Here is a 25,148-nt window from a genome sequence, read left to right on the forward strand (position 1 = left end):
GGCCATCCTTCAAATCGCGTCTATTCCCGCAACGCTCGGCGCAGGATCTTGCCGACCGGTGTCTTCGGCAGTTCGGTTCGGAATTCGATGTATCTGGGCCGCTTGTAGCCGGTCAGGTTCTCGCGGCAAAAGGCGGTCAGTGCCTCGGCGGTCAGCGCCGGATCCTTCTTGACCACGAACAGTTTCGGCACCTCGCCCGAATGCTCGTCCGGCACGCCGACCGCCGCCACTTCGAGCACGCCCGGATGCATCGCCACGACTTCCTCGAGCTCGTTGGGATAGACGTTGAAGCCCGAAACAAGGATCATGTCCTTCTTGCGGTCGACGATCTTGGTGTAGCCGCGTTCGTCCATGAAGCCCATGTCGCCGGATTTGAAGTAGCCGTCCTTGGTCATCACCTTGGCGGTCTCATCGGGCCGGTTCCAGTAGCCCGCCATCACTTGCGGCCCCCGGATGCAGACCTCGCCGACCTCGCCGAGCGGCAAATTGTTGCCGTCGTCGTCGCGGATGGCGATCTCGGTCGAGGGCAGCGGCAAGCCTATCGTGCCGGTGAAGTCGCCGGCGGTGAACTTGTTGGCGGTGGCCACCGGCGAAGTTTCCGAGAGGCCGTAGCCTTCGGTGACCGAACAACCGGTCAGCGCCTTCCAGCGCTCGGCGACGCCCTTCTGCACCGCCATGCCGCCGCCAAGCGTCAGCACCAGCGGCTTGAAGTCGAGCTTGCGGAAATCCTCGTTGTTGAGCAGCGCGTTGAACAGCGTGTTGAGGCCGGGAAAGATGTGCACCGGATATTTCTGCAGTTCCTTGACGAAGCCGGGAATGTCGCGCGGATTGGGAATGAGCACATTGCGGGCGCCCTGCTGCATGCCCATCAGCGCGTTCACCGTCAGCGCGAAAATATGATAGAGCGGCAGCGCGCAGATAAAGTTGGGGTGCGCCGGTTTCGGCTTGATCGTGTAGGCGTCCTCCATCCACTGCGCGTTCTGCGCGACGTTGGCGAGCACGTTTCTGTGCAGCAGTGTGGCGCCCTTCGACACGCCCGTGGTGCCGCCCGTATATTGCAGGAAGGCGACATCGCCGGCTGCCACATTGGCCGGCTTGAAGCCCATGCCGGCGCCGGCCTTCATTGAGGCATTGAACTTGACATGGCCGGGCAGCGACCATGCCGGCACCATCTTCTTCACGCGGCGCACGACGAAATTGACGATGGTGCCCTTCAGGCCGCCGAGCATGTCGCCCATCGCGGCGACCACCACATGCTTGACCGCGGTCCTGGCGATTACCGCCTGCAAGGTGTTGGCGAAGTTCTCCAGGATGACGATGGCTTGCGCACCGGAATCCTTCAGCTGATGTTCGAGCTCGCGCGGCGTGTAGAGCGGATTGATGTTCACCACGACATAGCCGGCGCGCAAGACGGCCATCATCGCCACCGGATATTGCAGCACGTTCGGCATCATCAGCGCGACGCGCGCGCCTTTCTGCAGGCCCTTCGATTGCAGGTAGGCGCCGAAGGCCGCCGACAGCCGCTCGACATCGGTGTAGCTGATGGACTTGTCCATGCAGGTGAAGGCCGGCTGCGCGGAAAACTGCTTGCAGGCGGCGACGAGGAAATCGCCGATCGAGCTGTAGGGCAGGGCACCGATCTCCGCCTGCACGTTTTTCGGATAGCTCTTGAGCCAAGGCTTTTCCGGCAAGCCGGCGGCCAGTGCCGTCAGCGCTTTCGGCAATCGGTTGGCGGTGGCGTCGGCCGGCTTTGCCGCTGGTGGGGTCTTCACCGCCGCCGCGGCCTTCGACGCCGGCCTGGCAGCGGGCTTTGCCGCCCCCGCTTTATTCCCCGGCGCCGTCTTTCCGGCGGCAGCCTTGGCCGGGGCTTTCACCGCCGGCTTGGTGTTTGCCCTTACAGGCGCCGCGGCCGCCTTCGGCGTGGCGGCTTTGGCAACGGGTGTTTTAGGCTTGGCAGTACCGGCTGCTTTCGACGGCGCCTTGGCTCCCGCTTTCACCGGCGTCGTCGTCCTTGATGCTTTTGCCACCCGTTCCTCCCTGGACAAGTCTTGTTCATCCGCGCCGCGCTCGCCCCTGAATTGACAAGGACGCCCTCCGCTGCGGCCGCTACACCCTATGTATTGCCTCCGTTGGTGACCGTGCAAGTCTTGCCCTTGCGGCAACATGGCGAAAGATTTGCCGTCGAAAGTCTTTGCCGCCGCCAGCGCTCCCAGGCGGTGTCATGGCGCATCCCTCGGCCGCTCGGAAGCGCGGGGAACATTTATATCGTCAGCTTGGCGATCAATAAAAAAATTCGGTTGTTAATAATCTCGTGACTGAAAGAAACTGCTAATTCTTTCTGCAATTTGGCAAAATAGCGGATTTTTTTCCTGCTTCCCGCGGGGTAAGCAAACGGGGTGTTCCAAAGCCGGAAAAACGGTGCTTATATGCGCGCTTCGCGAGCCTGATAGAGGGGCTTGGAAGAACATCAGGGAGTGCTCAATGAATAAGAAGCTGACTTTTGCAGCCGCGTTGCTGGCTGCAAGCGTCCTGGGCGGCATGGCCAATGCGAAAACTCTGGTCTACTGCGCGGAAGCTTCGCCGGAAGGTTTCGACCCGGCGCCGTATACCGCAGGCCAGACGTTCGACGCGTCATCGCGCACCGTCTTCAACCGCCTTGTCGAATTCGATCACGGCAAGACGACGACCTCGCCGGGCCTGGCCGAGAGCTGGACGATCTCCGACGATGGCAAGGAATATGTCTTCAAGCTGCGCAAGGGCGTCAAGTTCGCCGCGACCGACTATTTCACCCCGACGCGCGACTTCAACGCCGACGACGTGGTGTTCTCGTTCGAGCGTCAGGTCGACAAGAATGGCCCCTGGTTCCAGTACATTCCGGGCATCGCCTACCAGTATTACAATGACCAGTTCGGCGACAACATCACCAAGGTCGAGAAGGTCGATGACCTGACGGTGAAGTTCACCCTCAAGGAGCCGGCGATCACCTTCATTCCGACGCTGGGCATGGATTTCGCCTCGGTCGTCTCCAAGGAATATGCCGACAAGCTGCAGGCCGACAAGACGCCTGAGCTGTTCAACCAGAAGCCGATCGGCACCGGCCCGTTCATCTTCGTCGACTACCAGACCGACGCCGCCATCCGCTACAAGGCCAACCCGGACTATTGGGGCGGCAAGCAGAAGATCGACGATCTGGTCTTCGCCATCACCACCGATCCGGCGGTGCGCGCGCAGAAGCTCAAGGCCGGCGAATGCAACATCATGTCGTACCCGGCACCGGCCGACATCGCCGGCCTGCAGGCCGATGCGAACCTGAAGGTCGAGGAGCAGGAAGGCCTCAATGTCGGCGCGCTGATGTACAACACCCAGCAGAAGCCGTTCGACGACGTGCGCGTTCGCAAGGCGCTCAACATGGCCATCAACAAGAAGGCCATCATCGATGCCGTCTTCCAGGGCGCCGGCCAGGTGGCGATCAATCCGATCCCGCCGACCATGTGGTCCTACAACAAGGAAGTGAAGGACGATCCTTACGATCCGGATGCAGCCAAGAAGCTGCTTGAAGAAGCCGGCGTCAAGGACCTCAAGATGAACGTCTGGGCCATGCCGGTGTCGCGCCCCTACATGCCGAATGCGCGTCGCACCGCCGAGCTGATCCAGGCGGACTTCGCCAAGGTCGGCGTCACCGTCGAGATCGTCAGCTACGATTGGGGTGAATACCTTAAGCGCGCTTCCGCGGTCGATCACGACGGCGCCGTCATCGTCGGCTGGACCGGCGACAATGGCGATCCGGACAACTTCCTCGGCGTGCTCCTGAGCTGCGCTTCCGTCGGTTCGAACAACCGCGCGGAATGGTGCAACAAGGACTTCGATGCGCTCATCAACAAGGCTAAGACCGTTTCGGACCAGGCCGAGCGCACCAAGCTCTATGAACAGGCACAGGTCATCTTCAAGGAACAGGCACCCTGGGCGACGCTCGCTCACTCCAAGGTGTTCATGCCGATGCAGAAGACCGTCACCGGCTTTGCGATGGATCCGCTCGGTATCCACCGCTTCGACGGCGTCGATATCGCCGAATAAGGTTGCGAAACGGGGGCGCCACCATGTGGTGACGCCCCCACTCGCCCGCCATGCTGCGTTATATCCTCGGCAAGCTCGCCCTCATCATCCCGACCTTCATCGGGATAACCATCCTCGCCTTTGGCTTCGTGCGCATCCTGCCCGGTGATCCGGTGCTGGTGCTTGCGGGCGAACGCGGCCTGTCGCCCGAACGCCACACGGCGCTGATGCACCAGTTCGGTTTCGATCTGCCGATTTGGCAACAATACCTGACCTATCTGACGAATGTCCTGAGCGGCGATTTCGGCACCTCGTTTTCAACCAAGACGCCGGTGCTCAAGGATTTCCTGGTGCGCTTCCCGGCAACGGTCGAACTCGCCATCTTCGCCATGATCTTTGCCGTTGTCCTGGGTGTCGCCGCCGGCATCTTCGCCGCCATCCGCCGCGGCTCCTGGTTCGATCAGCTGACGATGGGCACGGCGCTGGCGGGCTATTCCATGCCGATCTTCTGGTGGGGCCTGCTGCTGATCATCGTCTTCTCCGGCACGCTGCACTGGACGCCGGTTTCCGGCCGCATCGACCTTCTCTATTTCTTCAAGCCGGTGACCGGCTTCATGACCATCGATTCGCTGATCTCGGGGCAGAAGGGCGCATTCCGCTCGGCGCTGTCGCACCTGATCTTGCCGACCATCGTGCTCGGCACTATCCCGCTCGCAGTCATCGCCAGGCAGACACGCTCGGCGATGCTCGAAGTGCTGGGTGAGGACTATGTCCGCACCGCGCGCGCCAAGGGCCTGGCGCCGCGCCGCGTCATCGGCCTGCATGCCTTCCGCAACGCGCTGATCCCGGTCGTCACCACCATCGGTCTGCAGGTCGGCACGCTTTTGACCGGCGCCATCCTGACCGAGAGCATCTTCTCCTGGCCCGGAATCGGCAAATGGATGATCGACGCCATCTCCAAGCGCGACTATTTCACCGTGCAGGGCGGCTTGCTTTTGATCGCGCTGATCGTCATGTCGGTCAACCTCATCGTCGACGTGCTCTACGCCGTCATCAACCCACGCATCCGGGCCAACTGACATGAGCAATGAAGGCCCAGCCACCATCGAAGCCGCGACCGTCGTCAAGCCGCAGGATGCCAGGCTGCAGATGTTCGGCGAGTTCTGGCACTACTTCTCCGTCAACAAGGGCGCGGTGATCGGGCTCTTCGTCTTTGCGCTGCTGATCCTGATCGCCATCTTCGCGCCGCTGCTGGCGCCGCATTCGCCGGACGATCAGTTCCGCGACTTCTTCCTGACGCCGCCGGCCTGGCAGGAGGGCGGCAACGCGCAGTTCCTGCTCGGCACCGACGCTGTCGGCCGCGATATGCTGTCGCGCCTGATCTACGGCTCGCGGTTCTCGCTCGCCATCGGCTTCGTCGTCGTCACGTCAGCGCTGATTTCAGGCGTCATTCTCGGCCTACTCGCCGGCTACTGCCGCGGCTGGGTCGACACGCTGATCATGCGCATCATGGACATCATCCTGGCCTTCCCGTCGCTGCTATTGGCCCTGGTGCTGGTCGCGGTGCTTGGCCCCGGCCTCGTCAACGCCATGATCGCCATCGCCTTCGTGCTGCAGCCGCATTTCGCCCGGCTCACCCGCGCCGCCGTGATGGCCGAGAAGACCCGCGAATATGTCGTCTCCGCCAAGGTCGCCGGCGCCAGTCATCTCAGGCTGATGCTGGTCACCATCCTGCCCAACTGCATCGCGCCGTTGATCGTGCAGGCGACGCTGTCCTTCTCCAACGCCATCCTCGAGGCGGCGGCCCTTGGCTTCCTCGGCATGGGCGCGCAGCCGCCGACGCCGGAGTGGGGCACCATGCTGGCCGAGGCGCGCGAGTTCATCCTGCGTGCCTGGTGGGTGGTTACTTTCCCGGGTCTCGCCATCCTGATCACCGTCTTCGCCATCAACCTGATCGGCGACGGCCTGCGCGACGCGCTCGACCCCAAGCTGAAGAGGTCGTGAGCATGCCTCTGCTCGAGATCAAGAACCTCACCGTTTCCTTCGACACCGCGGCCGGACCGTTCATGGCCGTGCAAGGCATCGACCTCTCGATCGAGCCGCGCGAAGTGCTGGCGATCGTCGGCGAGTCCGGTTCCGGCAAGTCTGTGGCGATGCTCGCGGTAATGGGCCTGTTGCCCAACACCGCAACCGTCAAGGCAGACCGCATGGCCTTCGACGGCGTCGATCTCCTGAAGCTCAGCCCGTCCGAACGCCGCAAGATCGTCGGCAAGGACATCTCGATGATCTTCCAGGAGCCGATCGCCAGCCTCAATCCGTGCTTCACCGTCGGCTTCCAGATCGAGGAGGTGCTGCGCTTCCATATGGGTATGGATCGCGCTCAGCGGCGCGCGCGGGCCATCGAGTTGATGAAGCTGGTCGGCATCGCCGATCCGGAAGAACGGCTTAGCTCGTTTCCGCACCAGATGTCGGGCGGCCAATGCCAGCGCGTCATGATCGCCATCGCCATCGCCTGCAATCCGAAGCTGCTGATCGCCGACGAGCCGACGACGGCGCTCGACGTCACCATCCAGAAGCAGATCCTCGATCTGCTGGTTTCGCTGCAGGCCAAATACGGTATGGGCCTGATCATGATCACCCACAATATGGGCGTGGTGGCCGAGACCGCCGACCGTGTCATCGTCCAGTACAAGGGCCGCAAGATGGAAGAGGCCGAGGTGCTGTCGCTGTTTGAATCGCCGAAGAGCAATTACACGCGGGCGCTTTTGTCGGCGCTGCCGGAGAACGCCGTCGGCGACCGGCTGCCTACCGTTTCCGACATGATGTTCGAGCCGGCGCCTTCGGCAGTTGGAGCCGCCTGATGAGCACCACGGTCCTCGAAGGCAAGAACATCGTCCGCGACTACCATATCGGTGGTGGCCTGTTCACCGGGCCGCGCACAGTGCACGCGGTCAAGGGCGTCTCGTTCAAGGTCGACAAGGGCAAGACGCTGGCCATCGTCGGCGAAAGCGGCTGCGGCAAGTCCACGCTCGCCCGCATCATCACGCTGATCGATCCGGCGACGTCAGGCGACCTGTTCATCGACGGCAACAAGGTCGACATCGCCAAGGGCGGATTGACCAAAGAGATGCGCCGCAAGGTGCAGATCGTCTTCCAGAACCCCTATGGATCGCTCAATCCGCGCCAGAAGATCGGCGACGTGCTGGGCGAGCCCCTGCTGATCAACACCGACAAGCCGGCGGCCGAGCGGCGCGACCTAGCGATGAAGATGCTGAAGAAGGTCGGCCTCGGTCACGAGCACTACAACCGCTACCCGCACATGTTCTCGGGCGGCCAGCGCCAGCGCATTGCCATTGCCCGTGCGCTGATGCTCAACCCAAGCCTGCTGGTGCTGGACGAGCCGGTCTCGGCGCTCGATCTTTCCGTGCAGGCACAGGTGCTCAACCTGCTCGCCGACCTGCAGGACGAGTTCCAGCTGACCTATGTCTTCATCAGCCACGATCTGTCCGTGGTGCGCTACATCGCCGACGATGTGATGGTGATGTGTTTCGGCGAAGCGGTCGAATACGGCTCGCGCGACGAGGTCTTCGCCGACCCCAAGCACAGCTACACCAGGACGCTGTTCGCGGCGACCCCGCGCGCCGACGTCGCCTCGATCAAGGCGAGGCTAGCGAAGAAGAAAGCCGCCTGACGCCGCGGCGTCAGGCCGTAGCATTCAGCTCGCTCAGGACAGCTTGGCGATGATGCTGCGTAGCGCTTCGCCGAAGCGCCGGACTTCCTCGACTGTGTTGTAGTGGACCAGTGAGGCGCGGATGGCGCCGCTGTCCATCGATAGGTTGAGGCGCTTCATCAGCCGCGGCGCATACATGTGGCCGTCGCGGATGCCGATCTGCATCTCGGCCATCTCTTCGACGATCCGCTGCGGCGACAGTGTGCCGATGTTGAAGCAGAACGTCGGCACGCGTTCGGTGATGCGGGCCTCGTCTGCGACGCCATAGATGGTCGCGCCGCAACCTTTCAGCACCGCAAGCATCTCGCGCGCCAGCACCAATTCGTAGTCGCGGATGGCGCCCATGCCGGCAACGATGTTGTCGCGCCGCGAGCGGTTGTTGGAGGGTGCGAGATTGCGGCCGATCAGTTCCAGGTACTGCACGGCGGCATCCATGCCGGAGACGTTCTCGTAGATGAACGTGCCTGCCTCGACCTTGTAGGGCGGCTCGTTGGGGATGAAATCCTCGCGGAAGGTCGGCAGCCGTTTCAGCGTTTCGAAACGACCCCAGAGGAAGCCCATATGCGGCGAGAAATTCTTGTAGCCGGAGCAGACGAGATAGTCGCAGTCCCAGGCCTGCACGTCGATCAGCCCGTGCGGTCCGTAATGCACGCAGTCGAGGAACACTTCGGCGCCGGCCGCGTGCGCGATCTTGGCCACCGCGGCGACATCGACGATCGAGCCGATCGAGTGCGCGGTGACCGTGCAGGCGACGAGACGGGTGCGGTCGGAAACCAGCGGGCGCAGATCGTCGACATGCAGATTACCGTCCTCGCGCATCCGCCACCATTTGAATTTCGCACCGGCGGATTCCAGCGCCAGCCAGGTCGCGATGTTGGCGTCGTGGTCCATGTCGGTGATGACGATCTCGTCACGCTCCTCAAGCATCTGACCGATACCGAGGCTGACCAGGCGGATGAACGAGGTGGCGTTCATGCCGAAGCAGATTTCCGCCGGGCTATAGGCGTTGATGAGCAGCGCTACGCTTGTCCGAGCATCGGCGACCGACTGGTCGACGGTGACGCTGCGGCCATAGCGGCCGCCGCGCTGCACATTGTGCGAAACCAGATGGTTGGTCACCGCGTCGAGCACGCTTTGCGGGATCTGCGCGCCGGCGGCGTTGTCCAAAAAGATGAAGTCGCCAGCCCGCTGCAAGGCTGGAAACATGGCGCGGATGGCGTCGACGGGGAACGCGGTGGCGTTTGCATTGTCGGTTTGATGCTTGTTCACGGGTAGGCTCCTGCAAAGGACTTGAGCGGGGATCAGGTAGTGGAGGTCAGCGCTTCTTTTCGGTCTTGAAGCGCTCTTCAAGCAGGCTGACGAGGCGGACCATCGGCCAGAGGAAGATGAGGTAGACAAGCGCTGCGCCGATCAGCGGCGAGGGGTTGGCGTAGAGCGACTGCGCGTTGGTCGCTTCCTTCAAGAGTTCCGGCAGCGCCACGGTGGAGGCGAGCGAAGTGTCCTTGAACATCGAGACGCAGTTGCTGGTCATCGGCGGGATGACGACGCGGATCGCTTGCGGCAGCACCACCTTGCGCAAGGTCAGCAGGAACGGCAGGCCAAGCGCCTGCGACGCCTCGAACTGGCCGCGCGGGATGCTCTCGATGCCGGAGCGGAACACCTCCGCCGAGTAGGCCGACATGATGAAGGCGAAAGCAGTCACGGCGGAGGCCCAGGACGACAGGCGTATGCCGAGGAACGGCAGTGCATAGTAGATCAGGATCAGCACGACCAGCACCGGCAGGGCGCGGAAGATGTCGGTGTAGCCGACCGCCAGCCACCGCAGCGGCTTCGGCGCATAGAGCCGCACCAGGCTGATCCCCAGGCCGATGGGGATGCCGATGCCGATGCTCAAAATGCCGAGCAGCAGCGTGTTCAGGAAGCCGCGCAGCAGCGCCGGCAGGCTGGACATGATGACATCGGGATTGAAGAAGGTATCCAGCAGCGACATGGGAGCGTTCCCGAACCCGAGAGCAAGGATGCTCAGGTTAAAACCAATCGACCTCGCCAATGGCGAGACGGTCTGCGCGGAAGCCGGCGCTGGCGCATGAAATGAATCGTGCCGGCCTGGAAAGCCGGCACGATGTCAGCGCAGCTTTCAGCTCAGGCCTTCGGCAGCGGCATTTCCTTCATGGTCGAAGAGTCGGCGGGCGCGTCGCTGCCGAACCACTTCTTGTGGATGGCGGCCAGCGTGCCGTCCTTCTTCATAGCGCTCAGCGCGTCGTTCAGCTTGCCGAGCAGCGGGTGGTCCTTGCTCATCATCAGGCCGTATTGTTCGCCGGTCTTGATGCGCTCCTTGACGACCAGGTCCTTCATCTTGGTGAAGGAATACTCCATGCCTGGAATGTCGCTGACGGCGGCATCGACGCGGCCGGCGCTGAGGTCGAGCAGCAAATTCTGCTGCGTGTCGTAACCCTTCACGTCGCTGAAGCCGCCGGCTTCCTGATGTGCCTTGACCCAGGTTTCACCGGTCGAGCCGGACAGCACGCCGACGATCTTGCCCTTGAGGTCGGCCTCGGCCTTGATCGGGCTGTCGGCCTTGGTGGCAATGCCCATGTCGGAATCATAATAGGGCTGCGTGAACGACTGCGACTTCAGCCGCTCGGCCGTGATGGTGATCGACGAGATGGCGACGTCGATGCGCTTCGACGTGGTGGCGGCAAACAGCGCCTGGAAGCCGAGATCGGCGATGTCGGTGGTCATGCCGATGCGCTTGGCGGCTTCGTTGACGATGTCGACTTCAAAGCCTTCGAAGGTGCCGCTCTCGTTCTTGAATTCGAAGGGCGGGTTGGTCGGATAGGCGCCGACATTGAGCACATCGGCGGCATAGGCGGTGGCGGGGCCGGCGGCGATGCCGACGGCGGCGGCAAGAAGAAGCAATTTGCGGCGCGTGAAGCTCATTTGTGTTCCCTCTGTTGTTGATCGGGCGGGTTGCTCCCGCACGGTTTTTTGCCGCCCCGCTTCACGCAGGACGTCAATTCATGGCAGCGACCATGCGGTCATGGTTGGCGACGTTTTGTGTTGCAGATCGCGGATCTGCGCGCGCACTTCATCGAAGGCATGGCGCGCATTGGATGATGACTGGGGCAGTATGAACGACAAGAACTGAGACTCCCACCCGGAGCACCCACGATGGACTGGCCGGCACGATGAACTGGTCTGCACGATGGACTGGCCGGCAAGCCCGTCCGGCACGGCAATCGCCATCGACTCTGGAATGCTTATCCAAAGTGCGGCGCTTTTCAAGGCGAAAGTTTTAAGCTTAAAAAGCTGCGGTGTCCGTTGCGTGGCCGACACGGTGCGGCCCGCTGGAACCGATACCCGCGAGCGATGGCGACGCGAAGCTATTTCAGGCTTGAAATATCTCCGCGCGGGCCTAGCGTGTGCTCTCTCGCCGGGAGGTCGCGACATGAACAAACCACACCCCTTGCACGGCCCGAACAGATTGAAGCTGGGGGTCTTTTCGACCAATGCCGATGGCGGGCTGGCCATAACCGATGTGCCTGAACGCTGGACGGCAAGCTGGCAGGACAATCTGACCGCAGCCCAGATCGCCGACCGTGCCGGGCTGGAGTTCATGCTGCCGATCGCCCGCTGGCGCGGTTTTGGCGGCCGCAACAAGGTGCGGGAATGGTCGTTCGAGACCTTCACCTGGGCGGCGGCCCTTGCCATGGCCACCGAGCAGATCGGCCTGTTCATGACCGTGCATGTGCCGCTGGTGCATCCGCTCTATGCCGCCAAGGCGCTGGCGACGGTCGACCACATCAGCCAGGGTCGCGCCGGCCTGAATATCGTCTGCGGCTGGAATCCGAAGGAATTCGGCATGTTCGGCACGCCTCTGGTCGAGAAGGGCTACGACCAGGCAGCGGAATGGATCGAAATCCTCGAAAAGCTTTATGCCTCGCCCGACCCGCTCGACTATGAGGGCACCTACTACCGCCTCAAGGAAGCCGTCAGCCGTCCGGCCAGTCTGCAGGTGCCGCGCCCGGTGACCATGAACGCCGCTTTCGGCGGGCCCGGCCGCGATTTCGCCGCCGCGAGATGCGACTATCTGTTCACGACCTTTTCCGAAATGGGCGATGCCGGCAAACATGTCGCCGACATCAGCGAGCGGGCAGACAAGGTGGGCCGTGATGTCGGCGTCTACACCGTGGCGCATGTCGTCTGCCGCCCGACGATGGAAGAGGCGCGGGCATATTACACGCGCTATGCGGTCCATATGGCCGACCACGACGCCGTCGATGCCCACATGGCCGGCAAGAAGGAATTCTCGCAGTCGCACGACCCGCACGCCTATGACCGCTACCGGCAGCGTTTCGCCGGCGGCGCCGGCACCTACCCGCTGATCGGAACGCCGGAAACGATCGCCGCCGACATGGTCGCCATTGCCGGGCATGGCTACCAGGGCATCGCGCTGTCCTTCGTCAATTACACCAGGGAGTTGCCCTATTTCTGCGATCACGTGCTGCCGATTTTGCGGAAGGCGGGGCTTCGCGCATAGTAGTGGTGATCAGTTGCGGTGGATCATCGCGGATATTCGGAATTAGCCGAAGCCCTCCCCAACGTCGTCATCCCTGGGCGAAGCAGGAGCGCAGCTCCGTCGCGGAGACCCTGGGATCCATGCCGCGACTTCGGCCGTGGAGTGTGCAGCGGTGCAGAATTCTGGACCGTGGTGACGCTTTGGAGTCCCGGCATGGATCCTCGGGTCTGCGCCGCGTCGCTTCGCTCCTTGCTTCGCCCGTGGATGACGAAGTAATGGGCGTTTACTCCGGACGAACGAATTCCCTATTCCGGAATAACGGCAGTCGCCTGGATCTCCACCTTGGCCCGGTCTTCGACCAGCGCCACCACCTGCATGGCGGCCATCGCCGGAAAATGCCGGCCGATGACCTCGCGATAGGCCTCGCCGATGCCCCTGAGGTTGGCTAGGTATTCGGCCTTGTCGGTAAAATACCAGGTCATCGAGGTGATGTGCTGCGGTCCGGCACCGGCCTCGGCCAGCACCGCCACGATGTTCTGAAGCGTTTGCCGCACCTGGCCGACAAAATCGTCGGTCTCGAACTGGCATTGCCCGTTCCAGCCGACCTGTCCGCCGACGAAGACGAGCTGCCCGCGCGCGGCGACGCCATTGGCGTAGCCGACAGGTTTTGCCCAGCCTTCGGGCTGCAGAATCCTGTGCATTCAAAACCTCCCGGTATTCCAAAACCCAATTTTCAAAATCGAACGCTCGTCAAAATCTCTGCCGTCAGGCCGCGCCCATCACCTGCCGCGCGATCACCACCTTCTGCACGTCGGAGGCACCCTCGTAGATGCGCAGCGCGCGGATCTCGCGATACAGGCTTTCGATGATGTGGCCCTTGCGGACACCGTCGCCGCCATGCAGCTGCACAGCCTTGTCGATCACCTCTTGCGCCTTGTCGGTGGCAAACAGCTTGGCCATCGCCGCCTCGCGTGTGACCCGCGCGGCCCCCATGTCCTTGGTCCACGCAGCGCGGTAGACCAGAAGCGCCGCCGCATCGACGTCGAGCGCCATATCGGCGATATGCCCCTGCACCATCTGCAATTCGGCCATCGGGGCGCCGAACAGTTTGCGCTCCGCCACGCGTTTGATGCTCTCGTCCAGTGCGCGGCGGGCAAAGCCAAGCGCCGCCGCGCCGACGGTCGAACGGAACACGTCGAGCACCGACATGGCGATGCGGAAGCCATCGCCCGGTTTGCCGATCAGTGCGGCGGCCGGCAGGCGGACCTGGTCGAAAGACAGCCGCGCCAGCGGATGCGGCGCGATTACTTCCAGCCGTTCGGCGATGCCAAGGCCCCTGGCGTCGCCAGGCACGAGGAAGGCGGAAAGCCCCTTGGCGCCCGGCGCCTCGCCGGTGCGGGCAAAGACGACATAGAGGTCGGCGATGCCGCCATTGGAGATCCACGTCTTCTCGCCGGACAAGACGTAGCTGTCGCCGTCGCGGATCGCCGTCATCTCCGTGTTGGCCACATCCGATCCCGAGCGCGGCTCCGACAGGGCAAAGGCTGATATCGCCTTGCCAGCGCGCGTCTTCGAAAGCCATTGCTGCTGTTGCGGCGTGCCGAACAGGCTGAGCGCGCCGGTGCCGAGCCCCTGCATGGCGAAGGCGAAATCGGCCAACCCGTCATGACGGGCGAGTGTCTCGCGCGTGATGCACAAAGTGCGGACGTCGAGGGGGCCAGGATTGTCCGTGTCGAGCGCCGTCGGCTTCAGCCAGCCGTCCCTGCCGAGCTTGCTGACCAGCTCGCGGCAGGCGGCGTCGACATCATGGTGATCGACTGGCAGGTTTTTAGCGCACCATGCCTCGAGGCGCTCGGCAAGCTGGCGGTGGTGGTCTTCGAAGAACGGCCAGGAGAGGAAGGAACGGTCAGGCATGGGCGCCTCCTTCCGCGCAGCGATCCTTCACACCCCCCTCTGCCCTGCCGGGCATCTCCCCCGCAAGGGGGGAGATCGGACGTTGTTTTGGCTTTCGCCAATCTCCAAAATTGCAGTATGGGCGCTGCCAACGAAGCCGCTGATCTCCCCCCTTGCGGGGGAGATGCCCGGCAGGGCAGAGGGGGGTGCCTGGGCGCAAACCGCTCATCCTCAATCCCCCTCGAACACCGGCTTTTCCTTGGCCACGAACGCCTTGTAGGCGCGCTCGAAGTCGCGGGTCTGCATGCAGATCGCTTGCGCCTGCGCTTCCGCCTCGATCGCCTGGTCGAGACCCATCGACCATTCCTGGTTGAGCTGCGTCTTGGTGATGCCGTGCGCAAAGGTCGGGCCGGAGACGATGCGCGCCGCCATATCGAGCGCGTCGGCCTCCAGCGAGGCGGCATCGACCAGCCGGTTGTAGAAACCCCAGCGTTCGCCTTCCGCCGCCGTCATGGTGCGGCCGGTGTAGAGCAGTTCGGCGGCGCGGCCCTGGCCGATGATGCGCGGCAGGATCGCGCAGGCGCCCATGTCGCAGCCGGCGAGGCCGACGCGGGTGAACAGGAACGCGGTCTTGGCTTCCGGCGTGGCGATGCGGATATCGGAGCTCATCGCAATGATGGCGCCGGCGCCGACCGCGACGCCGTCGACCGCCGCAATGATCGGCTTGCCGCAATTCAGCATCGCCTTGACGAAATCGCCGGTCATGCGGGTGAAGGCGAGAAGCTGCTTCATGTCCATCTTGACCAGCGGGCCGATGATGTCGTGGACATCGCCGCCGGAGCAGAAATTGCCGCCATTGGACAGGAACACCACGGCGTCGACGTCATCGGCATAGACGAGGTCGCGGAATGTGTCGCGGAGTTCCGCATAGCTGTCGAAGGTCAGCGGGTTCTTGCGCTCGGGCCGGTCGAGCCGGATCTTTGCGATCCTGCCCTCGACCTCCCAGAGGAAATGCTTCGGCTTGCGTCCGGCCATTGCGGTCATTCGCGTCCCTCCCAGTTGCTGCGGAACGAGGTCAGCATGCCGGTCAGCCGGCGCGCGTCGTCCTCGCTGACCTTGCCCAGCAATTCACCGATCCAGCCTTCATGCGCCGCGGCGATGGTGGCGAAGGCCTGCGTGCCTTCCTCGGTCAGCCGCACCATCGACGTGCGGCGGTCGCCATTGCGCCTCGCGCGGGCGACAAGTCCTTCCGAAACCAGCCGGTCGACGATGCCCGTGACATTGCCGTTGGAGACCAGCAGGAAACGCGACAGGTCGCTCATCAGCATGCCTTCCGGCGCGCGATAGAGGGCGGCCATCACGTCGAAGCGCGGCAGCGTGGTGTTGAACTCCTTCTTCAGCCGCTCGCGCAACTCGGCCTCGATCGTGCGTGAGGCGCGCAGCAGCCTGATCCACAGACGCAAGCGGTCCTTGCCGGGTCCCGACGGCGCGGGCAGGGGGCCGGCTACCATGTTTCGCCTCCTGAGATGGAAATCGCCTGTCCCGTTATCGACTGGGCGGCGTCGCCGCAGAGCCACAGCACAGCCGCGGCGACCTCATCCGGCTGGATGAAGCGGCCTTGCGGGTTGGTCGAGGCGAGGCTTGACCGCGCTTGCTCGACCGAGCGGCCGGTCTTCTCGATGATGCGCTGGATGGACTCTTCCAGCATTTCGGTTTCCACAAAGCCTGGGCACACCGCGTTGACGGTGACGCCGGATTTCACTGTTTCGGCGGCAAGAGCCCGCATCAGGCCGATGACGCCATGCTTGGCGGCGACGTAAGACGCGACGTAGGCGTAGCCTTTCAGGCCGGCGGTCGAGGCGATGAAAACAATTCGTCCCGTTTTCCGCGCGGCCATGCCGGCCAGCGCCGGCTTCACCGTCAGGAAGGCGCCGGTCAAATTGACGTCGAGTGTTCGCTGCCAGTCGGTAAGGGTGGTTTTGTGCGCCGGGGCGCTGCCGGCCATGCCGGCATTGGCGACGACGATGTCGAAGGGGCCACGCGCGGCTTGCGCCCTCTCGTAGAGCGCCGCCATTGCCGCCTCGTCGGTGACATCGGCGACAATGCCGAAGATGCGGTCGTTCTCGCCGGCCACCTCAGTGAGCTCCGGTTCCCGGCGGCCGCAGATGGTCACGTCGATGCCGGCAGCAGCCAGCGCCAGCGCGATGGCCCGGCCGACGCCGGAGCCGCCGCCTGTGACCAGCGCATGCTTGCCCGCGATCATGCGCCAATCCTCGAAACTTGGCGCCAAGTACCCCCACCCCTAACCCTCCGCACAAGGGGGAGGGAGAAGGCAGCGGCAGCACCCATCCGTTGTAAACTTCTGCGGTTCCAGAGCCGACGGTGACTTGGTCCCCCTCCCCCTTGTGGGGAGGGGTTAGGGGTGGGGGTATAGCGCTGACGTGGCAAACGAAAAACACTCATACTTTCAGCCCCGCTGCGGCGTCGCGCTCGGCCAGCCGGTAGAGCTGGTCGCGTCCGGGCAGATAGGGGTCCGGCCATTTGACACCGCGGTCGCCGAGCGTCACCGCCGCATGCAGCGTCCAGTAGGGATCGGCGAGATGCGGCCGTGCCAGCGCCACCAGATCGGCGCGGCCGGCCATCAGGATCGAGTTGACATGGTCCGGCTCGTAGATGTTGCCGACCGCCATGGTGGCCATGCCGACCTCGTTGCGGATGCGGTCGGAAAACGGCGTCTGGAACATGCGGCCATAGACCGGCTTCGCCAGTGCCGAGGTCTGGCCGGCCGAGACGTCGCAAATGTCGACGCCGGCCTCATGCAGCAGCCGGGCGATCTCGACCGCATCGGCTGGCGTCACACCTTCGATGCCGACCCAGTCATTGGCCGAAATGCGCATCGAGATCGGTTTTTCCGCCGGCCAGGCGGCGCGCACCGCGCGGAAGATTTCGAGGGGATAGCGCATGCGGTTCTCCAGCGAACCGCCATAGGCATCCGTGCGCCGGTTGGTGACCGGGGTGATGAAGGACGACAAGAGATAGCCGTGCGCGGCGTGGATCTCGAGCATGTCGAAGCCGCAGCGACCGGCCATTTCCGCCGAAGCCACGAATTCGTCACGCACCCGGTCCATGTCGGCACGGTCCATCGCCCTCGGCACCTGGTTCTCAGGCGACCAGGCAACGGCCGAGGCCGCCATGATAGGCCAGTTGCCGGAGGTCAGCGGCACGTCGGTGCCCTCCCAGCCAAGCCGGGTCGAGCCCTTGGCGCCGGAATGGCCGATCTGGGCGCAGATCTTCGCTTCGGTCTCGGTGTGGACGAAGTCGACCAGCCGCTTCCACGCCACCTCATGTTCGGGCGCGTAGAAACCGGGACAACCGGGCGTGATCCGCCCTTCCGGACTGACGCAGGTCATCTCGATATAGATGAGCCCGGCGCCGCCCTTGGCCCGCTCGGCATAGTGGGTGAAATGCCAGTCGGTCGGACAGCCGTCGACGGCCTTGTACTGCGCCATCGGCGAGACGACGACGCGGTTCTGCAGCCTCATGTCGCGCAGCTTGAACGGGGCGAACATCGGCGCGCGGCGCAGGCTGTTGCCGCCGGCGCCTGCCTGGCGCTGGAACCATTCTTCCGCGCTTTCAAGCCATTCGGCATCGCGCAGCCGCAAATTCTCGTGGCTGATGCGCTGCGAGCGGGTCAATAGCGAATAGTTGAACTGCACCGGATCGAGGCCGAGATAGCGCTCGACCTCCTCGAACCATTCCAGCGAATTGCGCGCCGCCGATTGCAGCTTCAGCACCTCGGTGCGGCGGGCATCCTCATATCTACGGAAGGCGGCGTCCAGGTCCGGCTCGGTTTCGACATATTCGGCCAGCGCCACAGCACTTTCCAGTGCCAGCTTGGTGCCGGAGCCGATCGAGAAATGCGCGGATGCCGCCGCATCGCCCATCAGTGCCAGATTCTTGTAGGACCAGCGCTCGCACAGCACGCGCGGAAAATTGATCCAGGCGGAACCACGGATGTGGTTGGCGTTGGTCATCAGCGCGTGGCCGCCGAGATGTTTTTCGAAGATCCGCTCACAAACGGCGATCGATTCCTGCTGCGACATCGCACCGAAGCCGAAGGCAGCCCAGGTCTGTTCGCTGCACTCGACGATGAACGTCGCGGTGTCGCTGTCGAACTGGTAGGCGTGCGCCCACACCCAGCCATGCTCGGTCTTCTCGAAGATGAAGGTGAAGGCGTCGTCGAACTTCTGGTTGGTGCCGAGCCAGACGAACTTGCATTTGCGGGTGTCGATGTCGGGCTTGAAGATGTCGACGAAACTGTTGCGCGCCCTGGAGTTCAGGCCGTCGGCCGCGACGACCAGATCATGCGTCGCCATGTAGGGCTTGGGATCTGCGATGTCGGTCTCGAACATCAGCTTGACGCCGAGTTCGCGCGCCCGGCGCTGCAGCAGGACCAGCAGCCGCTTGCGGCCGATGCCGCAGAAACCATGACCTGACGAGACCGTGCGCACGCCGTCATGGATGACGGCGATGTCGTCCCAGTAGGCAAAGTGCTTCTTGATCCAGACGGCGCTGACCGGGTCGTTTTTCGACAGATTGTCGAGCGTCTCGGCCGAAAGCACGACGCCCCAGCCGAACGTGTCGTCGGCGCGGTTGCGCTCGAACACCGTCACATCATGCGCGGCGTCCCTCAGCTTCATCGAAATGGCAAAGTAGAGGCCGGCTGGTCCGCCGCCGAGAACCGCAACCTTCATGTCTGCGATCTCCTCTTCGCTTGCTGGAGTTCAGTATCGCGCCGGCGACAAGATATTTCAAGCTTAAAGTTTTATATCAAAACGATTGTCCTGACATGGCGAAAGCGCGCCTGCGTGTCATCACGCAAGCGCGCTGCCGGATCAATTTTCCGGGTTCTTCGGGCTCCACAGCACCGTCTCGGCGTCCTTCTCATAGGCCATTCCGTCGGGATAACTGATCGCTTCCAGTTGCAGCCCCCACGGCGCCTGGAAATAGAGGATGGTCTGGCCGGCAGCCGGCCCTTCCTTGACCGGCAGCGGCCCCATCCGCGTCTTGACGCCCTTGCCTTCGAGATAGGCTTTGGCGGCAGCGACGTCGTCGACATAGAAGGCTATGTGGAAGCCGCCAATGTCGCTGTTCTTCGGCGTCAGGTCCTTCTGGTCCGGTGCTGTGTATTTGAACAGCTCTATGTTCGATCCATAGCCGCAGCGGACCATGGTGACCTCTTCGATCACCGCCTTCGGGTCGACGCCCAGGAGATCCTGCATGAAGGTGCCCTTGTCGTCGGCGAACGGACCGAACGACATCGCCTTCTTGCAGCCGACCACTTCGGTGAAGAAGTCGACCGCTTGCTTCATGTCGGGAACGGTGATGCCGGTGTGGTCGTGGCCGCGCATGCCCGGGATCGAATCCGCCGAGGCCATGCCGGCGCTGCCGAGCATCGCGGCGGCCAGCGTTGCAATTGCGATAGTGGTCTTCATGTCAGTCCTCTCCATTTGGCGGGACTTGGGTCTTTTGGTCGCACGCCCGAGGCCCGCTCTTCGGCGTGCGTATGCATTCATGTCGGCGCCTTGGCGGCGGAAGGAATGTCCAGCCAGCTCGCATCGATCTCGGGCAGCGGAATGGCCGCGATGAGATCGCGCGTGTAGGCCTGCTGCGGCTTGTCGAACAAGGCGTCGGTGGCGCTCGCTTCGACGATCACGCCTTCGCGCATGACGATCACTTGCCGGCACAGCCGCCGGATGACCGACAGATCGTGGCTGATGAAAGCGACGGTCAGCCCCATTTCCGCCGCCAGCTTTTCCAGCAGCGTCAGGATCTGCGCTTGCGTCGACACGTCGAGCCCTGAGACGATCTCGTCGGCCAGCACGAATTTCGGCGACAGCGCCAGCGCCCGCGCAATGCCGACGCGCTGGCGCTGGCCGCCCGACAATTCGTGGCGATAGCGGCTGGCGAAACTTTGCGGCAGGCCGACACGCTGCAGCGCCTCAGCGACGCGCGCCTTGAGATTGTCGCCGAGGCCATTTTGCTTGAGTGGCGCGGCGATAATGCTTGCAATGGTGCGGCGCGGGTTGAGCGACGACATCGGATCTTGGAAAATCATCTGCAGATTGCGCCGCAGTGGCCGCAGTTCCGCCTCCGGCAGATGCGTGATGTCGCGGCCCTCGAAAGTTATGCTGCCGGCGCTGGGCTCCAGCAGGCGCACCAGCGCGCGGCCGAGCGTCGACTTGCCCGAACCGGATTCGCCGACAATGCCGGTCACCGAGCCCCTGGGAAGGTCAAAATCCAGGCCCTTCAGAATTTCGACCAAGGGCGCGCGGCCGATCAGTGGCTTGCGCGTCATGTCGGGCAGCGCGACCTTCAGCCCGCGCACGGAGAACAACGGTTCAACCATGCGACCGCCTCCAGGCTTGGTCGGCGGCAGCGATCTCCGAAGCAAGCCCGGCCAGAACCGCCTCGTCCACCGGCTTCAGCGAGGCGAAAGGATCGGTGTAGCGCGGCGTCGCCGCCATCAGCGCTCGTGTATAGGGGTGCTGCGGCGCGGCGAAGAGCGCTGCGGTCTCGGCCTCCTCCACCACCTTGCCGGCATAGAGCACCGATACCTTCTGGCTGATCTTGGCGACGACGCCGAGGTCATGGGTGACGAACAGGATCGCCGTGCCGTGCTCGCGCTGCAACTGCACGATCAGCCGCAGGATCTGTTTTTGTACGGTCACATCGAGAGCCGTGGTCGGCTCGTCGGCGACGATCAGCCTTGGCTCCGCGGCGAAGGCGGCGGCGATCAGCACGCGCTGGCGCATGCCGCCTGACAGTTCGTGCGGATAGCTTTTCAGCACACGGTCGGGATCGCGGATTTGCACCTCGTCCAGCAATTGCCGAATGCGGGTATCGGCCCTCTCGCCACTCCAGCCGAGGATGCGCACCAGCCGGTCAGTCATCTGCGAGCCGACGCGGCGCGACGGGTTAAGCGCTGTCAGCGGGTCCTGCGGGATCAGCGCCGTGCGTGCCCCGATCAGCGTGCGCCGTGCCTTGGGCGGAAGCTTGCCGAGGTCTTCGCCTTCAAGCCGCATGTCGCCTTCGACAATGCGCACACTCGAAGGCAGGACGCCGAGCACCGCCTTGCCGATCATCGTCTTGCCGGCGCCGCTTTCGCCGACCAGCGCGCGGACTTCACCGGGCTGGACCGCAAGCGACACCGATCGCAGCACGCGCTGGCCGTTGGGCAGCACCGCGCTCAGATCCCTGATGTCGAGACAGCCGCTCATCGCAGCACCGGATCGAAACGCGTCTTCAGCGCCTCGCCGAACTGGCTGAACGACAGCACGGTCAGGATCAGCGTGATCAGCGGGAACACCAGCACCCACCAGGCCTGATGGATCGACAGCCGGCCCTCGGCGATGATGCCGCCCCAGGTCGGATCGTCGGTCGAGATCGACAGATTGACGAAGGACAGGATCGCCTCGACGATGACGGCGATGCCCATTTCCAGCGACAGCAATGCGACGATCGACGGCACCACATTGGGCAGCACTTCGCGCAGCATGATGCCGATGCGGCCATAGCCGGCGATGCGGGCGTTCTCGACATAGTCCATGCGCGACTGACCCATCGTCTCGGCACGGATCACCCGGCAAAAACGCGTCCAGTCGATGATGGCGATGGCCAGGATGACGGAACTCAAACCCGTGCCAAGCACCGCCACGAGCAATATGGCGAACAGCACCGGCGGAAACGCCATCCAGACATCGACGACGCGCGAGATGATGCGGTCGGCCCAACCGCCGAAATAGCCTGCGATCAGGCCGAGCGTCGAACCGACCAGGCACGCAGCGATGGCTGCGGAAAAGGCGACGATGAAGGCGATGCGGCCGCCGAAGATCAGCCTCGACAACAGATCGCGGCCGAGGCTGTCGGTGCCGAGCCAATAGCCGGGTTCGGCGCCATTCATCCAGAATGGCGGCAGCCGTTCCAGCATCAAATCCTGCGCCAGTGGGTCCTGCGGCCCGACCAGCGGTGCGAAGATCGCGGCCAGCAGCGCCAGCAGCAGCCAGCAGCCGGCAAGCCACAAACGTGGCGACACACCTCGCCTTTGAGCACGACCCTCATCCATGGCGTAGCCTCGGATTGAGCAGCGCGTACATCATGTCGACGCTGAGGTTGATCAGCACGAACAGCAGCGCGAAGACCAGCACGATGCCTTGAATCAAAGGCAGGTCGCGGTTGATGACGGCGTCGATCGCCATGTTGCCGAGGCCTTCATAAGAAAACAGCCGTTCGACGATGACCGTGCCGCCAATGAGAAAGGTGAACTGCACACCGACCAGCGTCAGCGTTGGCAGCGCGGCGTTCTTCAGCGCCTCGCGCAGGATGACCTGCGTTTCCGAGAACCCCTTCACCCGAGCCAGCACGACATAGTCGAGGTCGAGCACTTCCTTCAGCGACTGTTTCAACAGCTGCGAGATGATTGCCGCCAGCGGCAGCGCCAGCGCCACCGCCGGCATCAGCATGTGCTTCAGGAGGTCCCAGGTCAGGTCGAGGCGCAGGCGCAACAGGCTCTCGAACAGATAGAACTGGGTGACGAAAGGCAGGTCGAGCTGCGGCGACACCCGGCCGGAAATGTCGAAGATCGGCACCAGCACGCCGAACAGCAGGATCAGCACCAGGCCCCACAGGAAGTCGGGAATGGAGAGCGCCGCGCCGCTGGCGATGTCGATGCCGGCCTCGACCGCCGTGCCGCGCTCGCGCGCGCCGATGATTGCCGTCGTGCCGCCGAGCGCCACCGCCATCACAAGCGCGACGATGGCGAGTTCCAGCGTCGCCGGCAGCCGGTTGAAGACGAGGCCGAGCACATCTTGCCTGAGCGAGATCGAGGTGCCGAAATCGCCCCTGGCGACGCCCGACAGCCAAATGAAGAATTGTTGCACGATGGTCTTGTCGAGCCCATAGAGCGCCCGCAGCCGGGCGAGGTCGGCATCCGTCGCGCCGGGCGGCAGCATCATGGCGATAGGATCGCCGGGCGCGACGCGGATCACGACAAAGACGACGACGGCCACGCCGAACAGCGTGATCAGCATCGTCAGCAGACGGATCAGGAATCTTTGTAGGAGCATTCCGGCGTAGGCCTACTGCGTTCGGTGGCTGATGGAACGAACAGCCCCCTCATCCGGCCGCTTCGCGGCCACCTTCTCCCCGAGGGGAGAAGAGGTCGCCGACGGCTGAGCCAAGTCTCTTCTCCCCAGCGGGGAGAAGGTGGCCCGAAGGGCCGGATGAGAGGGCCTGCGTCGTTAAAGAAGACACGCTACCTCACGACAGCGTGCCTTCCCATATCGGTCAGGCCGGGGTCATCAGGGCCGGCAGCAGCGCGCCGGACACATGCTGCACCACATTGACGCCCTTGGCATGCACGATCGGCTGCGCATACTGCATCAGCGGCAGCACATAGGCCTGCTCGGCGATGTATTTGTCGACCGCCTTCCAGCCGGCGATGCGCTTGGCCTCGTCCTTTTCGCCCCACAGCGGATTGATCATGTCGATCAAATCCTGGCTGTCCCACACCGAATGCGGGCTCGGGCCGTACATGGCAAAGCCGGTCGAGGTGGTCGGATCGCCGATGGCATTGCCCCAATTGTAGAAGGCCGCCGGCGCCAGCTTGTCGGCGGCGCGCAGTTCGTAGTGCTTGGCGATCTCGTAGACTTCGATCGTCGCCTCAATGCCAACCTTGCGCCACATGCCGACGATCGCCTGGACCATCTCATAGTCCTTGGGTTTGAAGCCCTTGGTCGTCTGGATGGTGAACTTGACCGGCTTTTCCGGCGAATAGCCGGAAGCGGCCAGCAATTCCTTGGCCTTTTCCGGATTGTGCTCGACCTTGATCGACGCGTCGTAGGATGCGTATTCCGGCGTTTCCAGCGTATCGATCGGCTGGCCGTAGCCGCGCAGCAGGCGATCGACCAGCAGCTTCTTGTCGACGGCCATCACGGCGGCCTGGCGGACGTTCTTGTCCAGCATCGCCTCGATGTCGTTGAAGAAGATCATGCCGATGTCGGAAACGTTCTTGCACGAGCCGGCCAGCCCGTCCTTGGCGATCAGCCGGTCATACTCCTCATAGGGGATTTCGAGCGTCACCTGCGAGGAGCCGGATTCGATCTCGGCGACGCGGCTTGCCGCATCGGCGACGAACTTGATCGTGACATTCTCGAAGGCCGGCTTGCCGCCCCAATAGTTCGGGTTTGCCTTGAGCCGCAGGAAGGCGTTGCGCTCGAACTTTTCCACCATGTAGGGGCCGGTGCCGATCGGCGCCTTCTCGAAACCTTCGGCGCCGACCTTTTCGTAGTAGGCTTTCGGCATGATGTAGCCGGTCAGGAACGACATCCATTTGAAATAGACCGGGTCGAACTGCACGACGTCGCCGGTGATCTTGTTGCCGTCGATCTTGAAATTGTTGACGTTCTTCCAGACGAACTGGATAGGGTTGCCGGTCTTTTCGTCGCCTGCCCGCTGCAGCGACCAGACAACGTCCTCTGGCGTGAACGGCGAGCCGTCATGCCAGGTCACGCCTTCGCGCACCGTCATCGTGATCTTGGTGCGGTCGTCGTTCCAGCCCCATTCGGTCAGCAGGCCCGGCGCGAAGGACAAATCGGGCTTCTGCGGAATGAACTGGTCGAACACCGACTGGTAAAGCCCCTGGATGGTCGGGTTGACGGCCGAGGGGCCGGTGGTTGGATCCCAGGATGGCAGGTTGACGTTGTAGGCGATGGTCAGTTCGCCGGCAGCCGCCTTGGCGATCGGCGGCAGGCCGACGGCGGCCACCCCGAGTGCCGCGGCGCTGTATCCCAGCAATTCACGTCTGTTGATTGTCATGGTCGTTCCCCTTGTTGGTTTTGTTTCTGCGCGCGGCGTCTTAGGTCATTGGTTCAGGCTTCTTGGGCAGCAGCGCCT

General features: G+C 63.5%; 23 protein-coding genes. 6 read left to right on the forward strand and 17 right to left on the reverse strand.

The annotated features are described in order from the left end of the window. Positions 1–20: 20 nt before the first annotated feature. A complete protein-coding gene (locus NKJ04_RS03260) occupies positions 21–2,027 on the reverse strand; it encodes a long-chain fatty acid--CoA ligase (RefSeq protein ID WP_352673505.1) in 2,007 nt (668 codons plus the stop codon). A 454-nt stretch (positions 2,028–2,481) separates the two neighbouring features. Between NKJ04_RS03260 and NKJ04_RS03265 the strand changes: the two genes are divergently transcribed. The 5 genes from NKJ04_RS03265 to NKJ04_RS03285 all read left to right on the forward strand — a co-directional run bounded on the left by NKJ04_RS03265 (position 2,482) and on the right by NKJ04_RS03285 (position 7,744). Further along, a complete protein-coding gene (locus NKJ04_RS03265; protein WP_027039653.1) occupies positions 2,482–4,074 on the forward strand; it encodes an ABC transporter substrate-binding protein in 1,593 nt (530 codons plus the stop codon). Between the two features lie 50 nt (positions 4,075–4,124). Then, positions 4,125–5,132, forward strand: a complete 1,008-nt coding sequence (locus tag NKJ04_RS03270) for an ABC transporter permease subunit (protein ID WP_023811485.1) — start codon at positions 4,125–4,127, stop codon at positions 5,130–5,132. A gap of 70 nt (positions 5,133–5,202) precedes the next feature. Then, the gene (locus tag NKJ04_RS03275; RefSeq protein ID WP_224618710.1) at positions 5,203–6,057 is read left to right on the forward strand and encodes an ABC transporter permease subunit; all 855 of its coding nucleotides are present in this window, start codon (positions 5,203–5,205) and stop codon (positions 6,055–6,057) included. Positions 6,058–6,059: 2 nt separating this feature from the next. Further along, a complete protein-coding gene (locus NKJ04_RS03280) occupies positions 6,060–6,914 on the forward strand; it encodes an ABC transporter ATP-binding protein (RefSeq protein WP_352673619.1) in 855 nt (284 codons plus the stop codon). Continuing rightward, positions 6,914–7,744 (forward strand): dipeptide ABC transporter ATP-binding protein, encoded by an 831-nt coding sequence (locus NKJ04_RS03285; RefSeq protein ID WP_352673507.1) that lies wholly within the window; start codon positions 6,914–6,916, stop codon positions 7,742–7,744. Before NKJ04_RS03280 ends, NKJ04_RS03285 begins: the two co-directional genes overlap by 1 nt. 33 nt (positions 7,745–7,777) lie before the next feature. Here NKJ04_RS03285 and NKJ04_RS03290 read toward each other — a convergent pair whose 3' ends face one another. The 4 genes from NKJ04_RS03290 to NKJ04_RS03305 form a co-directional block, all read right to left on the reverse strand. Then, positions 7,778–9,052, reverse strand: a complete 1,275-nt coding sequence (locus NKJ04_RS03290) for a cysteine desulfurase-like protein (protein ID WP_352673509.1) — start codon at positions 9,050–9,052, stop codon at positions 7,778–7,780. 46 nt (positions 9,053–9,098) lie between these two features. After that, positions 9,099–9,773 carry an amino acid ABC transporter permease gene (locus NKJ04_RS03295; RefSeq protein ID WP_023811481.1) on the reverse strand — a complete coding sequence of 225 codons (675 nt, stop codon included), beginning with the start codon at positions 9,771–9,773 and terminating at the stop codon, positions 9,099–9,101. Between the two features lie 152 nt (positions 9,774–9,925). After that, entirely contained in the window at positions 9,926–10,723 is a 798-nt protein-coding gene (locus NKJ04_RS03300; RefSeq protein ID WP_023811480.1) for an ABC transporter substrate-binding protein, read from the reverse strand. A gap of 78 nt (positions 10,724–10,801) precedes the next feature. Then, positions 10,802–11,119 (reverse strand): hypothetical protein, encoded by a 318-nt coding sequence (locus tag NKJ04_RS03305; RefSeq protein ID WP_164893002.1) that lies wholly within the window; start codon positions 11,117–11,119, stop codon positions 10,802–10,804. Between the two features lie 112 nt (positions 11,120–11,231). Here NKJ04_RS03305 and NKJ04_RS03310 point away from each other — a divergent pair, with 112 nt between their 5' ends. Then, positions 11,232–12,323, forward strand: a complete 1,092-nt coding sequence (locus NKJ04_RS03310) for an LLM class flavin-dependent oxidoreductase (RefSeq protein WP_023811479.1) — start codon at positions 11,232–11,234, stop codon at positions 12,321–12,323. Between the two features lie 284 nt (positions 12,324–12,607). Here NKJ04_RS03310 and NKJ04_RS03315 read toward each other — a convergent pair whose 3' ends face one another. The 12 genes from NKJ04_RS03315 to NKJ04_RS03370 form a co-directional block, all read right to left on the reverse strand. Beyond that, complete coding sequence (locus tag NKJ04_RS03315) at positions 12,608–13,003, reverse strand: RidA family protein (RefSeq protein ID WP_023811478.1); 396 nt, start codon at positions 13,001–13,003, stop codon at positions 12,608–12,610. Positions 13,004–13,067: 64 nt separating this feature from the next. Next, positions 13,068–14,216 carry an acyl-CoA dehydrogenase family protein gene (locus NKJ04_RS03320; RefSeq protein ID WP_352673511.1) on the reverse strand — a complete coding sequence of 383 codons (1,149 nt, stop codon included), beginning with the start codon at positions 14,214–14,216 and terminating at the stop codon, positions 13,068–13,070. Between the two features lie 210 nt (positions 14,217–14,426). Beyond that, a complete protein-coding gene (locus tag NKJ04_RS03325; protein ID WP_352439696.1) occupies positions 14,427–15,239 on the reverse strand; it encodes an enoyl-CoA hydratase family protein in 813 nt (270 codons plus the stop codon). Continuing rightward, positions 15,236–15,706: a MarR family winged helix-turn-helix transcriptional regulator gene (locus NKJ04_RS03330; protein WP_023811475.1), complete on the reverse strand. Its 471-nt coding sequence runs from the start codon at positions 15,704–15,706 to the stop codon at positions 15,236–15,238. Before NKJ04_RS03330 ends, NKJ04_RS03325 begins: the two co-directional genes overlap by 4 nt. Beyond that, positions 15,700–16,458: an SDR family NAD(P)-dependent oxidoreductase gene (locus NKJ04_RS03335; protein ID WP_352439695.1), complete on the reverse strand. Its 759-nt coding sequence runs from the start codon at positions 16,456–16,458 to the stop codon at positions 15,700–15,702. Before NKJ04_RS03335 ends, NKJ04_RS03330 begins: the two co-directional genes overlap by 7 nt. 196 nt (positions 16,459–16,654) lie before the next feature. Then, on the reverse strand, positions 16,655–18,949 hold the full coding sequence (locus NKJ04_RS03340; RefSeq protein ID WP_352631101.1) for a bifunctional salicylyl-CoA 5-hydroxylase/oxidoreductase: 2,295 nt from the start codon (positions 18,947–18,949) through the stop codon (positions 16,655–16,657). A gap of 141 nt (positions 18,950–19,090) precedes the next feature. Further along, positions 19,091–19,690 (reverse strand): VOC family protein, encoded by a 600-nt coding sequence (locus NKJ04_RS03345; RefSeq protein ID WP_352551021.1) that lies wholly within the window; start codon positions 19,688–19,690, stop codon positions 19,091–19,093. Positions 19,691–19,767: 77 nt separating this feature from the next. Further along, positions 19,768–20,604 (reverse strand): ATP-binding cassette domain-containing protein, encoded by an 837-nt coding sequence (locus NKJ04_RS03350; protein ID WP_128305666.1) that lies wholly within the window; start codon positions 20,602–20,604, stop codon positions 19,768–19,770. Then, positions 20,597–21,475 carry an ABC transporter ATP-binding protein gene (locus NKJ04_RS03355; RefSeq protein WP_352551017.1) on the reverse strand — a complete coding sequence of 293 codons (879 nt, stop codon included), beginning with the start codon at positions 21,473–21,475 and terminating at the stop codon, positions 20,597–20,599. Before NKJ04_RS03355 ends, NKJ04_RS03350 begins: the two co-directional genes overlap by 8 nt. Further along, positions 21,472–22,320: an ABC transporter permease gene (locus NKJ04_RS03360; protein ID WP_352673512.1), complete on the reverse strand. Its 849-nt coding sequence runs from the start codon at positions 22,318–22,320 to the stop codon at positions 21,472–21,474. Before NKJ04_RS03360 ends, NKJ04_RS03355 begins: the two co-directional genes overlap by 4 nt. Next, positions 22,313–23,320, reverse strand: coding sequence for an ABC transporter permease (locus NKJ04_RS03365; RefSeq protein ID WP_352673513.1), 1,008 nt, complete (start codon positions 23,318–23,320; stop codon positions 22,313–22,315). Before NKJ04_RS03365 ends, NKJ04_RS03360 begins: the two co-directional genes overlap by 8 nt. 220 nt (positions 23,321–23,540) lie before the next feature. Further along, complete coding sequence (locus tag NKJ04_RS03370; RefSeq protein ID WP_352673514.1) at positions 23,541–25,070, reverse strand: ABC transporter substrate-binding protein; 1,530 nt, start codon at positions 25,068–25,070, stop codon at positions 23,541–23,543. Positions 25,071–25,148 lie beyond the last annotated feature (78 nt).

Origin of the sequence: Mesorhizobium sp. M0618 (genome assembly GCF_040320765.1) — a bacterium.
Taxonomy (GTDB): Bacteria; Pseudomonadota; Alphaproteobacteria; order Rhizobiales; family Rhizobiaceae; genus Mesorhizobium.

What these genes read in the sequence shown, in the direction of transcription:
- NKJ04_RS03265 (WP_027039653.1), top strand. Translation starts at nt 2,482, where the DNA reads ATGAATAAGAAGCTGACTTTTGCAGCCGCGTTGCTGGCTGCAAGCGTC.
- NKJ04_RS03270 (WP_023811485.1), top strand. Translation starts at nt 4,125, where the DNA reads ATGCTGCGTTATATCCTCGGCAAGCTCGCCCTCATCATCCCGACCTTC.
- NKJ04_RS03275 (WP_224618710.1), top strand. Translation starts at nt 5,203, where the DNA reads ATGTTCGGCGAGTTCTGGCACTACTTCTCCGTCAACAAGGGCGCGGTG.
- NKJ04_RS03280 (WP_352673619.1), top strand. Translation starts at nt 6,060, where the DNA reads ATGCCTCTGCTCGAGATCAAGAACCTCACCGTTTCCTTCGACACCGCG.
- NKJ04_RS03285 (WP_352673507.1), top strand. Translation starts at nt 6,914, where the DNA reads ATGAGCACCACGGTCCTCGAAGGCAAGAACATCGTCCGCGACTACCAT.
- NKJ04_RS03295 (WP_023811481.1), bottom strand. Translation starts at nt 9,773, where the DNA reads ATGTCGCTGCTGGATACCTTCTTCAATCCCGATGTCATCATGTCCAGC.
- NKJ04_RS03300 (WP_023811480.1), bottom strand. Translation starts at nt 10,723, where the DNA reads ATGAGCTTCACGCGCCGCAAATTGCTTCTTCTTGCCGCCGCCGTCGGC.
- NKJ04_RS03310 (WP_023811479.1), top strand. Translation starts at nt 11,232, where the DNA reads ATGAACAAACCACACCCCTTGCACGGCCCGAACAGATTGAAGCTGGGG.
- NKJ04_RS03315 (WP_023811478.1), bottom strand. Translation starts at nt 13,003, where the DNA reads ATGCACAGGATTCTGCAGCCCGAAGGCTGGGCAAAACCTGTCGGCTAC.
- NKJ04_RS03320 (WP_352673511.1), bottom strand. Translation starts at nt 14,216, where the DNA reads ATGCCTGACCGTTCCTTCCTCTCCTGGCCGTTCTTCGAAGACCACCAC.
- NKJ04_RS03325 (WP_352439696.1), bottom strand. Translation starts at nt 15,239, where the DNA reads ATGACCGCAATGGCCGGACGCAAGCCGAAGCATTTCCTCTGGGAGGTC.
- NKJ04_RS03330 (WP_023811475.1), bottom strand. Translation starts at nt 15,706, where the DNA reads ATGGTAGCCGGCCCCCTGCCCGCGCCGTCGGGACCCGGCAAGGACCGC.
- NKJ04_RS03335 (WP_352439695.1), bottom strand. Translation starts at nt 16,458, where the DNA reads ATGATCGCGGGCAAGCATGCGCTGGTCACAGGCGGCGGCTCCGGCGTC.
- NKJ04_RS03340 (WP_352631101.1), bottom strand. Translation starts at nt 18,949, where the DNA reads ATGAAGGTTGCGGTTCTCGGCGGCGGACCAGCCGGCCTCTACTTTGCC.
- NKJ04_RS03345 (WP_352551021.1), bottom strand. Translation starts at nt 19,690, where the DNA reads ATGAAGACCACTATCGCAATTGCAACGCTGGCCGCCGCGATGCTCGGC.
- NKJ04_RS03350 (WP_128305666.1), bottom strand. Translation starts at nt 20,604, where the DNA reads ATGGTTGAACCGTTGTTCTCCGTGCGCGGGCTGAAGGTCGCGCTGCCC.
- NKJ04_RS03355 (WP_352551017.1), bottom strand. Translation starts at nt 21,475, where the DNA reads ATGAGCGGCTGTCTCGACATCAGGGATCTGAGCGCGGTGCTGCCCAAC.
- NKJ04_RS03360 (WP_352673512.1), bottom strand. Translation starts at nt 22,320, where the DNA reads ATGGATGAGGGTCGTGCTCAAAGGCGAGGTGTGTCGCCACGTTTGTGG.
- NKJ04_RS03365 (WP_352673513.1), bottom strand. Translation starts at nt 23,320, where the DNA reads ATGCTCCTACAAAGATTCCTGATCCGTCTGCTGACGATGCTGATCACG.
- NKJ04_RS03370 (WP_352673514.1), bottom strand. Translation starts at nt 25,070, where the DNA reads ATGACAATCAACAGACGTGAATTGCTGGGATACAGCGCCGCGGCACTC.